This is a genomic window from Zobellia uliginosa, assembly GCF_900156625.1.
Lineage (GTDB): Bacteria > Bacteroidota > Bacteroidia > Flavobacteriales > Flavobacteriaceae > Zobellia > Zobellia uliginosa.
The window spans coordinates 787,318-802,227 of the sequence record NZ_FTOB01000003.1; the positions used below are offsets into that span (position 1 = coordinate 787,318).

General features: G+C 41.8%; 16 protein-coding genes. 1 reads left to right on the forward strand and 15 read right to left on the reverse strand.

The window, feature by feature from the left end; genetic code table 11:
* Positions 1 to 710 precede the first annotated feature (710 nt).
* The 13 genes from BW980_RS11990 to BW980_RS12050 all read right to left on the reverse strand — a co-directional run bounded on the left by BW980_RS11990 (position 711) and on the right by BW980_RS12050 (position 12,836).
* Positions 711 to 1,547 (reverse strand): abortive infection family protein, encoded by an 837-nt coding sequence (locus BW980_RS11990; protein ID WP_076455444.1) that lies wholly within the window; start codon positions 1,545 to 1,547, stop codon positions 711 to 713.
* Between the two features lie 178 nt (positions 1,548 to 1,725).
* A complete protein-coding gene (locus BW980_RS11995) occupies positions 1,726 to 2,022 on the reverse strand; it encodes a DUF6804 family protein (protein WP_076455445.1) in 297 nt (98 codons plus the stop codon).
* Positions 2,023 to 2,040: 18 nt separating this feature from the next.
* Positions 2,041 to 2,745 (reverse strand): hypothetical protein, encoded by a 705-nt coding sequence (locus BW980_RS12000; RefSeq protein WP_076455446.1) that lies wholly within the window; start codon positions 2,743 to 2,745, stop codon positions 2,041 to 2,043.
* A 543-nt stretch (positions 2,746 to 3,288) separates the two neighbouring features.
* Complete coding sequence (locus BW980_RS12005) at positions 3,289 to 5,016, reverse strand: cellulase N-terminal Ig-like domain-containing protein (protein ID WP_175609886.1); 1,728 nt, start codon at positions 5,014 to 5,016, stop codon at positions 3,289 to 3,291.
* Positions 5,017 to 5,117: 101 nt separating this feature from the next.
* Positions 5,118 to 5,513 (reverse strand): nuclear transport factor 2 family protein, encoded by a 396-nt coding sequence (locus tag BW980_RS12010; protein ID WP_076455448.1) that lies wholly within the window; start codon positions 5,511 to 5,513, stop codon positions 5,118 to 5,120.
* Between the two features lie 228 nt (positions 5,514 to 5,741).
* Positions 5,742 to 6,344, reverse strand: a complete 603-nt coding sequence (locus BW980_RS12015; protein WP_076455449.1) for a GNAT family N-acetyltransferase — start codon at positions 6,342 to 6,344, stop codon at positions 5,742 to 5,744.
* A gap of 31 nt (positions 6,345 to 6,375) precedes the next feature.
* Positions 6,376 to 7,245 carry a hypothetical protein gene (locus BW980_RS12020; protein WP_076455590.1) on the reverse strand — a complete coding sequence of 290 codons (870 nt, stop codon included), beginning with the start codon at positions 7,243 to 7,245 and terminating at the stop codon, positions 6,376 to 6,378.
* Between the two features lie 14 nt (positions 7,246 to 7,259).
* Positions 7,260 to 7,961, reverse strand: a complete 702-nt coding sequence (locus tag BW980_RS12025; protein ID WP_076455450.1) for a hypothetical protein — start codon at positions 7,959 to 7,961, stop codon at positions 7,260 to 7,262.
* A gap of 251 nt (positions 7,962 to 8,212) precedes the next feature.
* Positions 8,213 to 8,656, reverse strand: a complete 444-nt coding sequence (locus tag BW980_RS12030) for a GNAT family N-acetyltransferase (RefSeq protein WP_076455451.1) — start codon at positions 8,654 to 8,656, stop codon at positions 8,213 to 8,215.
* Between the two features lie 38 nt (positions 8,657 to 8,694).
* A complete protein-coding gene (locus BW980_RS12035) occupies positions 8,695 to 9,810 on the reverse strand; it encodes a suppressor of fused domain protein (protein ID WP_076455452.1) in 1,116 nt (371 codons plus the stop codon).
* Between the two features lie 196 nt (positions 9,811 to 10,006).
* Positions 10,007 to 11,209: a PQQ-dependent sugar dehydrogenase gene (locus BW980_RS12040; protein WP_076455591.1), complete on the reverse strand. Its 1,203-nt coding sequence runs from the start codon at positions 11,207 to 11,209 to the stop codon at positions 10,007 to 10,009.
* Between the two features lie 10 nt (positions 11,210 to 11,219).
* Positions 11,220 to 12,113 (reverse strand): sugar phosphate isomerase/epimerase family protein, encoded by an 894-nt coding sequence (locus BW980_RS12045; RefSeq protein WP_076455453.1) that lies wholly within the window; start codon positions 12,111 to 12,113, stop codon positions 11,220 to 11,222.
* Positions 12,114 to 12,206: 93 nt separating this feature from the next.
* Positions 12,207 to 12,836 (reverse strand): SDR family oxidoreductase, encoded by a 630-nt coding sequence (locus BW980_RS12050; RefSeq protein WP_076455454.1) that lies wholly within the window; start codon positions 12,834 to 12,836, stop codon positions 12,207 to 12,209.
* Positions 12,837 to 12,964: 128 nt separating this feature from the next.
* Between BW980_RS12050 and BW980_RS12055 the strand changes: the two genes are divergently transcribed.
* The gene (locus BW980_RS12055; RefSeq protein ID WP_076455455.1) at positions 12,965 to 13,558 is read left to right on the forward strand and encodes a pseudouridine synthase; all 594 of its coding nucleotides are present in this window, start codon (positions 12,965 to 12,967) and stop codon (positions 13,556 to 13,558) included.
* Between the two features lie 5 nt (positions 13,559 to 13,563).
* Here the strand turns inward: BW980_RS12055 and BW980_RS12060 are convergent, their stop codons facing one another.
* A complete protein-coding gene (locus tag BW980_RS12060) occupies positions 13,564 to 14,247 on the reverse strand; it encodes a 3-keto-disaccharide hydrolase (RefSeq protein WP_076455456.1) in 684 nt (227 codons plus the stop codon).
* A gap of 66 nt (positions 14,248 to 14,313) precedes the next feature.
* Positions 14,314 to 14,769, reverse strand: a complete 456-nt coding sequence (locus tag BW980_RS12065; protein WP_013995511.1) for a cold-shock protein — start codon at positions 14,767 to 14,769, stop codon at positions 14,314 to 14,316.
* Positions 14,770 to 14,910 lie beyond the last annotated feature (141 nt).

Consider the following 14,910-nt stretch of genomic DNA (forward strand, 5'->3'; position numbering starts at 1 on the left):
TTTTAAGTTACTTTAGAAACCAAGATAAATTTTTAGGTGCTATTGTTAGCTTTCCCTAACTAGAATATAATCTGTGTTTCTAGGCTTCTTTCACCCGCTGTAAACCGCTTCTTTTTTGTGCTATGTCGGCACATGGTTTATGCCTTGTTTACCGGGTAAATTATGTACTTTTCTTTTTGAAGCTTACTTTTAGTACGGTATACTGTTCGTGAAATAAGAATATAGACACCAGAAGAAAAGGTAGCCCGGACCAGAAGGCCCATTTATGAAAATCGGTATGAGGTAGACTGGGATATGCCAAGTATCTAAATGAAAGATAGAGTAAAAGCACACCCAAAATACCAATTGTGTTTTTGGCAATGGTCTTTTTAATTACGAGACGTAACACGATAAGTAACTTGCCTAAAATAGCGGTTATTGTAGCCATCAGTAAGATATGGGAAAAAGCATCCGAAAACTTATTACCCATGGAGACCCCCCACCCTCTATCCTAATAAAGTCGATTTTTCGTCAGTTATTGATTTACCAAAGTAAAGGCTCCATTCTTCACATGAGGGTTGCTTCACGAATAATCATTTTCAGTTTTTCCATAATTTGATATTTTATCAATTCTACAAGCACTATTGCTAATGCGAAGAACAGAAACTTACTGAGGTCAAACAGATAGCTGGTTACTACATCTACTTTGTTACATAGGCTCTTAGATATTTTTAGAAAGGCAAATCTTCCCAATCTGCCGATTCAGTTTCTTCTTTTTTATTTTCTTGTTTTAAAGTCTTTTCAACGGATTCGATAAATTTTATCGAGTTAGTTACGTTGTTAAAAATCAAGACACTTTCAGAATAATTGAGAATTGAATTATCGTGTGCAAAACTTTTATTATTCCTTATGTCATTAAATGCTTCAATGACGTGAATTGAATACTTTAGAATTCTCTCAGTCATCTTAGATTCAATTTTGTCGTGTGAAACAATAAATTTTACATATTTTCCAAAAATTGCGTTTAAAGATTCATCTTTTTTAATCTCAATTGTATGGTTCTCGCAAAGCTGTCTTATGTATTTCATAACATAAGTATGCAACCTGTCTAAAGCTGCTTCGGGTTCATTTTTATCAATACTTTCTCGGATTGATTTTGCAAGCAAAGAGAAATCTTTGTCATTTTCTTTCTCCTTAATAACTTCAATTTCTTCAACTATTTTTTCTTCTTTCAGTCTTTTAGCAATCTTTAAACACTCTGTATATATATTTTTGTCTCGTTCAAAATCAAATCCATTCTCATTTGCTATTGCTTTTGTGTGCCAATAGTCCAAAAGAGCAGTTAGCAATTGTCCAACTTTATAGCTTGGTTCTTCTGTGAAAAAAGCTCTTAATCTATTTGCTTTTGAGCCACTTGCATAAAAATACTTGTCGTCATAAATATTTACTTTAATACTGTCATAAATAAATGATTGGAAAGTATTATTGGAAAAATCCATTACGTAGCCGGTTGGCATATCAAATAATTTTTCAATTAGAAACTTCTCTTTGTAATCTAATTCAGCCAATATTTATTCGTTTTTTTAAATTACACCCAACAATGGGATAGAGTCATTAATGCTATCCTTCTTATAGCACGCGCGCAACTATATCTTTTTTCTAAACCTCTAATTTAACATCTTTGCGAATACCTGCCTTACAGATTTACGTAATGCAATGGTTATTATTGTTATAAGCAGGGGTTTATCATTTATTTTCTTTTCCGTCAATAAAAATTGAGATTATTAATCCTAATCCTATAATCACGTCTACCACATTCCAAATTTGTCTACCTAATGCAATTTTAAAAAATGGTTGAAAAAGTAAAGCCAAAGCACCAAAAATATACATCTCTTTTTCCTTCCCATTTCGATGTGATTCATAAGCTAAATATCCAAAACCAACAAGACCTGCGAACCTAACAAATTGATAATAACCATAGGGTAAATCAGCAAGACAGGTGAATAATAAAATTGATAAAATTATTTTTATAGTGTTTGACATTAATTTTTTTTTAAGTATTTACCTGCGACTATTTCCTCCACCAAGAATACCAAACCCTATAAAAATAAAACTAATCCACCACCAAATACTGTATGCTGTCGTTGAATTCGGTGCTTTACAATACACATCATCAGCAAACCAACTTACGACCCAATTCGGAATAACAAAGATTCCGTGCCAAATTCCAGAATACCAAGAATAGGTTTTCTCTGGATCAATATTGCATATTTTAGTTGCTAATAAACAGAATGTCAAGAATATTCCAAGGTAGAAAACAATGGAACCAATTGTCATTAACAGGCTCAAATTTTCTTCCTTTTCTTCAAACATTTCTATTCCTGCTCCAACTGATAAGGAAGCAGCAAATCCGATTGTCAAACAAGTGAGTAAAATAGCGAATAATACTCCAAAATTATCTTCGTAGGCGTCAGTCAGTGTCCAATAGTAAAGAATTTTTGAAATCCCCAAAAGAACGCTTATTGTCAAAATAGAATAAAAAGCAAAATTTCTACTTGGTGATATTTTAGCAGATAACCAAGTAATTCCTCCCGGTAATAATTGGAATAATCCGACAGTCATACCACCAAAAAATATCAATAAGATAATTATCCAAAATTTACTTAGACTCATTAATCCAAATAATGAAATTGGTATTAATGAATAAACTAAAAAAATAATCAGATAAATTATTGGAATGAAAATGATATACCTTATTGCTTTCATATTTGAGTTTGGTTCAAATTGTAATCTAAAAAAGTATATACGATGTTTCTATAACTTTGTAAAGAATGTTTCTATATCGTACCTACTTGTGGCTAACAACGGGATATAGCTATTAATGCTATCCTTCTTATAGCACTCGCGCAACTATATCTTTTTTCTAAACCTCTAATTTAACATCTTTGCGAATACCTGCCTTACGGATTTACGTAAGGTTTTTTAGAAAGTTTTTGACAAGTTATTCGTAAGTCTGCGTAGGGTCTGTGTTTTGGGGCTTCTTGTACTTGCTGTAAACCGTTTCTTTTCTCTGCTATGTCGGCACATCCCCATGATAAGAAATTCCTCACCTTTGAATGGGTTTGTTGGCCTGGAAAGGACATCCCCTACCCTGGGCGCCCTTCAAAGCCTAGTACTGAGCCTTCCGCAGTGGAAATTTATTGCAAGGCATTTTTATTTACGCGGAGCGAACAGCAGGCTTGTACCGGTTGGGTCGGTGTGTGGGCACTGTCGATTTCCACCCCATCGCATACGGAGCTATTTCAGGACTTATTTTTTCTGGTAGTAATACAAACGAGTGAGCCCGCTAATCCAGCCGGCAGGGTGGTGAATTCCGCCTTCATCGCCGAAAACCGTAGGTAGATCGGTTTCTTTTTTAGGTTTACTCAGTTTAAACTGACCATCGGCCTCAAAGCCGTTGGTTATGGTGCCGGTCATGGCATCCCAATCCGCTTTGGAACGGTTTCCTATTCCAACGATCATACTTGCCGAAAAGTCTTCCGTATTATCATGGAAGCCCGAATGAAGTCCCGTTATCCACTGTAAATTACCAAGGGCGATTTCAATAAACCTATCGTCGTCATATAGGTTATAAAACTCCATGGCGAGGCCTGCGGCATAGCCGAAGATTTTATTATGTCCGTGGTACCATCCGCTCCAGTTCAATAATCCCTCGTTTTTGTAGTATCCGGCGGGGAGTATTTTAAAAGGGTTTTGATGGGTGGCCGGCAGAAAGTAGTTAAAAGCGAAACTATCGACACAGGTTTTCCAACTCACCGCATTCGGGTGATCGCCCCATAGATCCATCATCTCTATTAACGGAATCAAGTAATGGGGAAAGTGTCCGCCTTGGTTATAGGCCTTATAATTGGCATTCCATGCACCGCAGTGTATATCGGCTTTTTCGGTAAAATCATAGGAGTCGTAGGTGTAGAAATGACCGTAAAGGCCATCTTCGGCCCGGTCTTTCGGCACTTGTCTTTTTATGATTTTTGAAGCATAGTCAACGGCTTTGTCTTTATACTCCGATTCTCCGCACTTGTATAGTTCGAGCGAGGCCCACATCATCATGACCAAATCCCTGGTCATCCATTCCTTGGGCGGTCTTTTCATGCCGTAAGGCGCGCCGTGGGTGATGGCGAAATTATCGGTATTGTCCCAATGAAGCACGGGGCCATACTCTGAAATCCATTGATATGATTTTAAGGAGCGGGCTTTATATGCATTGGCAAGCGAAGGGTTTTTAGCCCGTATCAAACGCGATATTTTGGCCAATATCATGGCCGTTTTGGCCACATTTCCGGTCACGACCTTTAAATTCTCCCGGGCTTCATGAATGACGGCACCTTCCTTGAAGCCCAGCTCTTGCGCCTTGTCTTGACACAGGGCAACGTAATTCGCCCCCACTATCAATTGTTCGTGTATTTCCGCTTTGTGCGCCTGGGATAGGTGGCCTTTGTCCAATTCCAATAGGTCACATAAGGCGTTTAACATAATGATATGGCTGCTTACCTCTTGTAAGGGACTGCCACAATCTTTCCACCCCCCTTCAGGTTGATAGCTCAGGCTATCGCGTATATGTAAGTGCGATAACGCGGTTGCATACCAAGTTTCGTCCCAGAGCTGTTTTTTGCCTATGGTAATGGGTAATTCCTTTTTACTTTCGAATATAGGTTTATTATGGTCCCTAATTTCCAAAACATAGGCACCGGCCGTTTTACAAGCTGAAAAATCGACTTTCCACCAGAATTTATTCCACTTTTTGGTAGATTTCCCAATCTTGCCTTTAAGCACCTTTTTATGGTCTGAGGCCCTTTTTAATATAAAGGTGGCATCGGCACTCAAAAATGTAGAATCGGTATTTTGAATCATGGCATTTTTGGGCATATGGCTGTCGTATCCTACCTGCGAATAGGTTAATAAGGTGTAATCGTATGGCTTTTGGGAAAAACCAAAAATCGATATCAATAAAAAAAGGAGGCTGAGTATGTACTTCATTTTCAATTTGTATTCGGGCATTACGCCCTTGTGGGTTGTTATTTTTTGGTCCGAAATGATGCGGTCTTGTATATGGGCCTACTATGGGAGGGGACTGTAAATTACATTTCGGCGTCGGCCAACTTCTTGGTATCGACATACTGTTGAAAGGCGGTAATCTTTCCTTTATCGTTAAGTGTCCATAAATGTGCGGCCTGGGCATTATAGCTTTTTCCACTAGCCTTTACCTTGGCGTCGTACCTTAAAATAGCTAAGGCCCTGTTATCGCTGATACCATGGATTTTTACGAAGTGCTCGTGCTTGGCTCCAAGGCGTGCAAATACGCCTTCTAAGATCGAATCTGGACCTATATAGGGGTTTCCGTCCGCAAGTGCATTGCCCTCGGCTTCCTTCCATTCGATTTTTGCGTGCATCAAGCCCGGAACAGTGGGCATATCGCCGGTAGCAAAAGCCTTGTACAAGGTGTCAATGGTTTGAATGTTCTGTTTTGTTCCCATATTTTTGGTTTTAGTTGGTCTTAATTTTAAGATAAGTGAGCTTGAACAATGAAAGTCAACAATGAAAAATGGGTATCGCTACTATATAGTTATAGGCGCTAAAGCAATAAATCCCCTAAAGGAAGCTGGCCAAGGGGTATCTCTTTTAGAGGAAAGATTATGGATTCTAAGTTTCGGCATTCGCTCCCACTATTTTCTTCTATAAGGATGTTATATGGTACGGGGTGCCTATGTGTTCAACTTGCTTTTTAATCGCGATTTTCCATTTTCATCCCATTCGTTTTTTAGAATGCTCAATAAAACGGAGTCGGTTCGTCCTATTCCGTTCGTTGCCGGAAAAATTCCCCGCATGATGCCTTCCTTTTTACAGCCTACGCTTTCCATTGCCGCAATGCTTATTTTGTTTTCGATATAGGCTCCTAGCCCAATTCTCTCAGCTCCCATTTTTTCAAAGGCGAATTCAAACAACAGATATTTGCAATGTTTGTTTAGACCCGTTCCCCTGAACGCTTTTCCGTACCAAGTATAACCTAACCGGATGGCTTTCAGACTAGGGCTTATTTCACAATATCTGGTGCTTCCGGCAAATTGATTCGCGATTTTGTCAAAAACGATAAAAGGGTACTCCTTCCCTATCTTTCGGTTGTCAATGGCCGATTGGATGTATTGGGTCAGGTTTTCAATTCCGTCCCCTTTTACGAAAGAGTATTTCCAAATATCGGCTTCGTTGGCGATCTCAATTAAGTCGTTGACGTGCTCGGTCTTAAGGGGACTTAATTTGACAAAGTCGTCTTCTAAAATGTAGTTGTCCTTACAGTCGAAATTCAGCATTTGCTTTATTTTTATTCATTGTGGCCATGGCCTAATTATCATGTGCCGCTTTTTTTATTTTGTATTCAAATTGTAAAACCCTCAAATTCCACAAGGTCAAGGTCTGGGTAGCGGTAATTCTTTGATGTTCACTTCGTACTACAAGCTTGTCTTTAAATGAGGAAATGAACTTGGTCCATAATTGTCCCTTTGCGTCTTCCAGCAAAAAGTAAAATCCGCTATCCCCTATTCGATGTCCGGCGGAATCGAGTATGAGTTCACCGTTTCTTCCGACCTTAGGGGTTAAAATGACGGTAGCATTGCCATTGGGTAAAGGAAAAACCGCCTTGATGCCTGTCTGCCCCGATGGTAGGGTACAGGTTTCATAAACCCCCGAATACACGATTTGATCTGTTGACTTAAAGGTTCGGAGCCAGACCGTTCTTTTGACTTCATTTGTTTTGGGGTCTACTAGTTGAATTATTTCACTTGTCAATCCTGAGGGGTCCTTTATGTTTTTTATCGGGATGTTTAGTTGTTCTATCCTTTTGCTGAACAGTATGTTTAGTAAAACGCCGAAGCCCTTAAAAAACGGATTCCATTTTACTTTTAACCGAAGGTCGTAATCAGATGTATTTTGATAAAAGTCAATCACATCTTTAGATAAGGCGTTTAATTCATTGGAAGACAGCTTGAGTTGGTCGATCGATTGAATCAATCCCTTATTTCTTTTCCCATGATCCACATGTAAACCTTCTTTTTGGGCCAGGTAGTCGATAAATTTTAAACCAATACCATTGGTGCCGCCAAAAGGACCTAAGAGCCATTGGTGTTCGGTCGTATCTATTTTCTTTCCAAAAAGAATAACCCACTGCTGCGTGATTCGATCTTGTAGACTTTGTTTTTTATGTGCTATTCCCATATCTACCGAAACCCTTATGCGATGGGAATAAAATTTGATTGCCCTTTCCACTCGCCGAATTCGGCCAAAGGCTTAAACCTTAAAGTAGTAAACTCATAATGAAAGTTCTTTCTTTCTCTTTCTTTCATGGCGGCGGAATGTCTTTGAGGTTTTTCTACCGCACTATGACCATGGACCATATCGGTCATTTCTTTTTCCGTTTTCCAAATCGAAAAAGTCGAGACGGTATTGGGAAAATTGATAGACGCTAATGAAAGTACCGTACCCGGGTGGTCTCTCACCAGTTTTTCTACAGGTCTTCCCCAATGAATGAACCTCGGAAGCGCCAATGGCTTCATTCGTGCTATGGTGACTGCGACTACGGGCGCATTAGAACTCTTTAGTTGCGCTCTGTGCTTTGGTATTTCAAACCCGCTAAACTTCCCCCACTCCCTAATAAAGGACAGGCGCACGTGCCAAGCTTTAGCGAGCCTACGTCCAAAACGGTCTTCTTTCAAATAGTTTTCAAGGGCCCTTTCGTTTTCCCATTGCATAAAAACGGCCACTTGCCCGGGTAAGATTCGAGATGTGGATAAGATAGGAGCGCCCAGGGTCATTGCCGTCATGTATTCCGAGTGGATCAGCCCTTTCGTATTCTTGGCAATCGGATTCGAGAATATGCCTTTCATCGCATCGAAAAAGGGAAGTTTTACTAAATGATACGAGAATAGGCTCACTTTGACTTTATTTGAATTCGTAGTTCTATGCTGTTTTCAAATCACATACCAGGGGGTATAGTCATTGATGCTATTCTACTTATAGCAACTAAGGTAGTAAATCTCTCCTAACCTATAGCTGGCATTGGGATACTTGTGTGTATGTCCCCTTCAAAGGGGGATTTTATTTGGGTTTTGTAGGGCTTTGATTCTTTCTGCTCAGGATGCCTATTTGGTGTGGGACCAACGTTCCCCATCGAAGCCGGAATGCCTTATTTTTTATTGGACATTGTCATTTGATAAAGGTCAAAGCCTTTTGCCCAAAAATCCTTTTCGGTTTTTTCAAGTTCGAATCCCATTTTTTCGTAAAACTTATGGGCCAATTGCGTGGTTCGAACGACGACTAGTTCAATATTTCCCCTCTCTTTTAAATGATGGAGCCGGTGCTGTGTCAGCTTTCTTCCTACTCCTTTTCCTTGGGAGTTTGGGGCGATGATATCCCACGAAATTCGGGCAAGTTTTAATTTGGGGAAGTAATTGATTCCTCCCGCTCCAATAATGCGGGCATCCTCTTCATAGACAAAGTAATCTTCCACTTCGTAGTCAAGATAGTTTACGAAATCAGCTTCTTCGGAAGGAGCAAAATAAGCAGGCGTATTCTTTCGCAGTAATTCGATGATTTTCGGTTTATCCTTATTTGAATATTTCCTGATCATTATGTACGTTGTCGTTTGTTCAAATGACTGCAGCAATACTATACGATTTCGTCGCGTTGAAGTGAAAATATGTTTTCCCCTATTTCGTTAAACTTCTCAATCACCGAATCACTGCCATGGTCCATAATTTCTTTTCTTTCCCTTTCGGATATGGGAACCATCCATAGGAAATTGATTTTTGAGCCACGATAGTCCTCTAGTTCTGTTTTGGGGAGGATATCCAATCTATTGGTGAGCCAAACAAAATTGAATATTGATGAATTAAAAGACTTAAAATTGATGGTATGTCCTTCACCTAAAAACGTAATGTGGTCCCAAGGGATTGAAGATTGGGCACTTATCCACCGGGCTATTTCCTGCAATTCATCATTGGAAAAACCGGAATTCAATATAATTCCGAGTTCGATGCGATTCGACTCAAATCGGTCTTCAAAGTACATCTCGACCAAGGGCATGGGAACTAAGGAAAGTCCGACTGTCGCAAAGACCGTTTTTGACTCGCCTGCTCTTAAATAGAGTCCCTTAGGCGGCCATTCGTTACCATCTATGGCGTAATACTTGTCGTGCTTCCCAAACGATTCGTCGTAGGAGCCCAATATCAAGGGTTGTTGAATTTGAAAAGGATTCAATTCATTGCTCCAAGAATCCCAATAGGCCTTAGATCGTTGTATTCTGTCTAAAAATTCATTTGATTTTGTCAACTCCCAAGCCAAATCCCCTTGTCCGATACAATCCCTTGCATATCCATAAAAGCCATTTTGTCCTCCCCAACTTGGGATGATGGCAATTACTTCGCCATTAGCTAAAAGACTTGCGGCATCCCCCTCTTCCGTCCAAATAATTTCTAGATCATTTGGGTTCAATTTCCCCTGTCCTTCCTTGAACTTACAAAATTGTTCGGGCAGCATGGGGGGAATGCCCTTATCCATTAATTTTTCTTCCAATTCCGCCGGGGCTTTTTTTAGATTTCTAACCCAGCAAGATTTTACCCCAAAATTTGTTTTTTCATCTCCCCATAAATAAAAGTAGACGACTCGGTTGTCTTGTTCCACAAATGCCTTGATTGGGCAAGAAGGTGATGCTTCCTCGATAAGGACTTCTGCTTCTTGAAATTCTTCTTCTTCGGATGAGAACATATTTTTTAGGAAACCCATGTTTTAGTGTTTTGGTCGAGTTGGTTAAAGAAAGGATAGGATTATCGATGCCATCCTAAATTGATAACGTCAAAAATACGCATCTCATATATCGCTGTGCGGATACCATGAGTATGAGCCTTGCCTTAATCGGGGAATACCTATCCCGCCCTAGGGGCATCCCCCTTCAAAAAGGGGGATTTTATCGGGAGTTGAACTACTCGGCACTTGCGAGTTGTCCGCTATCCCCGGCATAGGTCACCCTATAAATGGCATCGCCAAAATCATCGGAAATCAGAAGGGAGCCGTCTTTAAGGAACAGTACATCTACGGGCCTTCCGAAGGCTTCTTGGCTTTCTTCGTCCAACCAGCCGTCTATAAAGGTTTCATAAGCTACCGCCTCATTGTTTTCGATTTTTACCAAAGAAATCCTATAGCCAGATTTTTTAGAGCGGTTCCACGAACCGTGTTCGGCGATAAAGGCGTATTTCTTATATTTTTCGGGAAACATATCGCCGGTATAAAACTTTATGCCCAAGGGGGCAACATGGGCTCCTAAGGTCTGAACGGGCGCTACAAAATCGGAGCACGGGCGTTGGTCTCCGAACTCGGGGTCCTTGATGGTGCCACCATGGCAAAACGGATAGCCGTAGTGCTGTCCGGCCTCCGTGACCCGGTTCAATTCACAGGGAGGGATATCATCGCCCATCATATCCCTGCCATTATCGGTAAAATACATTTCCTTGGTCTCTGGGTGCCACGTAAAACCTACGGTATTACGAACGCCCCTGGCATAGATCTCGCGGTTGCTTCCATCGGGGTCCATACGGCTAATGGTGGCAAAACGCTCATCGACCATGGTAGAATCACAAATGTTACAGGGAGCGCCTACAGGAACGTACAACTTGTCATCGGGACCGAAGGCGATGTACTTCCATCCGTGATGAAAGGCGCCGGGAAAATCGTCGTATACGAGCTTGGGTTCGGGCACACTGTCTAAATTGGCCTCAATATTGTCATAACGGAAGAGTTTGCTCACATCGGCCACATAAAGCGAGCCATTTCTAAAAGCGATTCCGTTGGGTGAATCAAAAATGGTATCCAGCTCAATCACTCTGTCCGCCTTAAAATCCTTATCACGGTCTTGAATGGCATATACCCTTTTGTCGTTTCGAGTGCCTACGAACAGGGTTCCGTCATCACCCATGGCCATAGAGCGTGCACCATCGATACTGTCGGCGAATACCTCTATCTTAAATCCGTCGGGTAAGTTCAGGCGGTCAATGGGGAGTTGTGACTTGGCTTCGTCGTAGCTTACCGCCGGTTCTTTTTCTTCGGTTTTTTCCTTTTTGTCGTTACAGGCCGTAAAGCCAACCCATATCAGGGTGGCTGCAATTGTTTTTAGGGTAAGGTTTTTCATGTGTTTGTCGTTAGAGGTATTTTTGTAAATTTTCTTTAAAGAACGTAGCACTATCGGCAATACTCTGCATATCGTTGCGGGCAAAGTTCCCGCCTTGCTCAATATAATAATACGCTAGGGCATCATGGTCGATTTGCGACAGCATTTTTACGTAGTCAATGGAGCCATTGCCCAGTTCGGTATAGTCTCGGTTCACTTTATCCATATCCTTGATATGCCACATGGCATAGCGCCCCGGGTGTTTGGCAATAAGCTCTTGTGGGGTGCTGTTTGACGAATGTACCACCCAATACATATCCATCTGCAACTTGACCAAATCAGGATCGGTTTCCCTTAAGATAATATCATAAACGGTTTGTCCGTTGTGGTCGGTAAATTCAAAATCGTGATTGTGATAGGCAAAGCCCAAGCCTGCCGCCTTCACCTGTTCTCCCATCCAGTTCAGTTTGCCGCTTAGTGCCTTAAAATTTTCAAGGGTCCTAAACTCGGGAGCCAACCAAGGCCAGGTAATATAGGGTTTGTTCAGGATCTGGGCCCCTTGGATACAGGCGTCTAAATAGGCTTTTAGTTCGTCATCGGGTTTGTCAAAATAAGACGAAAAATTATAATGCCCGCTAGAGACGGTCAGGTCAAGATCATCCAAAATCTGTTTGAACTCCCCTGCCCTATACCCGTAATACCCGATTCGGTCTGGGTCAAAACCATAGATCTCAAGGTCTTCATAGCCCATGGCCTTTGCTTTTTTAAGGCTCTCTATAGGGGCTTTCGCCATGGCATCGCGAATGGTAAACAGCTGTAGGCCCATTTTGAACTTGGGTTCACGGGCCAAGGGAAATTTGGTAATGGGCAGTAGGGTTGCAGCCGATGCCCATGTACTCTGTTTAATAAAATCTCTTCGTTCCATTATTGGCGATATCTCATTCAAAAAAAAGGGTCTGCCCGCTAAGGCAAACCCGAATATATTACAAACTTTTGGGACAACGAAAATTTATACGATTTATGAAACCGATTCCAGTGCTTTCCCGATTAGGGTATCGCCTTCGAGAATTTCAATGGTGGCATTGGTAAGGTCGTCATCGTGAAGGGCACGGACCAAGGTCTGGGCTACGTCGTCCCTGCTAATGGAGCCGGATTGGCCTAAGCTCGACGCGGCCTTGATCTTTCCACTTCCCTTGTCATTGGTCAGAGAACCGGGGCGTACGATGGCATAGGTAAGCTTGCTTTCCTTTAAATACGCATCGGCGTTGTGCTTGGCCTTAAGGTATTCCTTGAGGTCGCTTGCCTGTTCGGGCTTATCGGCTCCCATGGAGCTCAACATCACGAATTTTTTCAAATGGACGGATTTTGAGGCATCTACCAGTTTGTTGGCACCCTCTTCGTCCACTTCCTTGACTTTCTTCCCCCCTGAGCCGGCGGCGAATATTATCTTATCGATATCCTTTACCGTATGCGATATGTCGCCTTCCAAGTCGCCCAAGACCGTGGCAATGTTGTCTTGTTCAAATTGAACCTGTTGCGATGCCTTCCGCACCATGGCCACTGGGGTAAAATATTGTGATTCGTTGAGTAAGGCTACTATCTTTTTTCCTGTGGTACCGTTGGCACCCGCTACTAATACATTTTCCATTTCATCGTTTTTTTCTTCCTACGAATTTACGCCTAAGCCATGGTGCGGCTTGATCCAGAATGATTCCTTTTTGCCTCAAAAGCATATCCGATGTGCTTCCTTACCTTTGCGGCATAATTTTTTTTTGAATGGCCCATCAACATTATAAGATATATAAGCCGTTCGGACTCATCAGTCAGATGGGGTCGAACAATGTAAGGGAGAAACGTAGCAAGCGCTTTATAAGCGAACTGTATGATTTTGTAGAAGGAAGTATGGCCATAGGACGGTTGGACGAAAAATCGGAGGGACTTCTTTTAATGACTACGGACGGAAAATTGAGCGATACGGTGAACCGGTCGGGAATAGAAAAGGAATATTATGCCCAATTGGACGGTCGCATTAGTCCGGAAGCCATAGAAAAACTTCAGCAAGGCGTCGAAATCGGTATTGCGGGTAAAAAATACCGTACTAAACCCTGTGCGGCGCGATTGATAAACGAGGATCCTGGATTTCCTAAGGCCCACCCCTTATTGCGTGTGGGGACGCATCGGCCTAATTCTTGGTTGTCGGTGACCTTAACGGAAGGTAAATTTCGGCAAGTACGAAAAATGACGGCAGCGGTAGGCTTTCCTACCTTGCGATTGGTGCGGGTGCGTATCGGGTCGGTGACCTTGGAAGGGATGAATCCGTCCGACGTTATCGATTTTCCGGATATGCCTGCGGCATTACATCTCAAATGATCGAATTACTCGGTCAGTTTCTGAATTGGGGTAAGTGCCACTTTTCTAAATTCTACCTCAGAACCTTCGGCCTGTAGGGCAATTTGTCCACTCTGGGCGGTAGCGTCATAGCCATGGTTGACCATATCGCCGTTTACCCAAACCTTGATTTCGTTTTTTAGGCATTCTATGGTCATATGGTTCCACTCCCCTACGGGTTTTTCCGAACCATCGGTCAGGTTGACAATGCGTCGTTTCTTTCCTTCGGTAATACCCCACTCTTCTTTTGGTCCGCGTCGGGCCACCATATCATCTACCTCGATATCTTCTACAATACACCAAAAATCACCGGCATTCTCGTGCATCATCTGCACCTCAATGGATTTGGGGAACATCTTATAAAGGGAGCGTGGCGTAGAGGCAAAGACCAAGACACCACAATTGCCCGGTTCCCCCGCAAAACGATACTCAAGGTCAAGGCGGAAGTCCTCGTACGAAGCATCCGTAATAATATGGCCTGCGGGCGTTCCCAAACTGACCAACATGCCGTCCCTCACAATAAAGGGGTTTCTGGCATCGGTGCTGTCCATGGCCGGTACATCAATGTGCCATCCGCTTAAGTCCTTGCCATTGAACAGGTTCTTGGCAGAGGGCGTACATGAACATAGGGTAGCAAAAGCTAGAGAAAAAACTAAAATGAATTTTTTCATAGACGTAGAAAACGGACATAGCATGCTGCCCTAGTTATTAAGATTGTATTATTTGAAAACGGCCGTTTAAATTTTCTTTACGCGAACGGCGTTCATGCCCTTCATTCCCTTTTCAAGTTCAAAGGCTACCTTATCGTTCTCATCGATTTCATCGATAAGGCCACTAACGTGAACAAAGTATTTTTCTTGATTTTCAGAATCGATAATAAAACCGAAGCCTTTGGAGAAATCGAAATAAGAAACCTTTCCGTTACGAACGGGGTCAAATTCCTCTTCTTCACCTTCCACTTTCTTGGGAATGCCCAATACGATATCTTCGGCATCGACCTGAACTTTTTGGGATGGGTCTGGTGGAGTATCTACAAGGTTACCATTATGGTCAACGTAGGCAAAAGGAATTCCTTCGCCTCCTTCTTTAGCAGCAGCTTTTCGAGCTTCTTTCTTCTTTTGTTTTTCTTCTCGTCTTTTTAGACGTTTCTTCTCTTTTTCAGTCTTATTATAGGTTTGCTGCGATTTTGCCATTCGGTATTTTTCTTGTTTTAAAATTAGGAGGATAAGATAGGCATTTATTTTGATTTTATTATGATTTTAGGGCAAAGAAATTCCATCGCCGGAGATGCTCGCCCCATTTTATATTTTAGAAGGTAATGTATTTGTTTACAG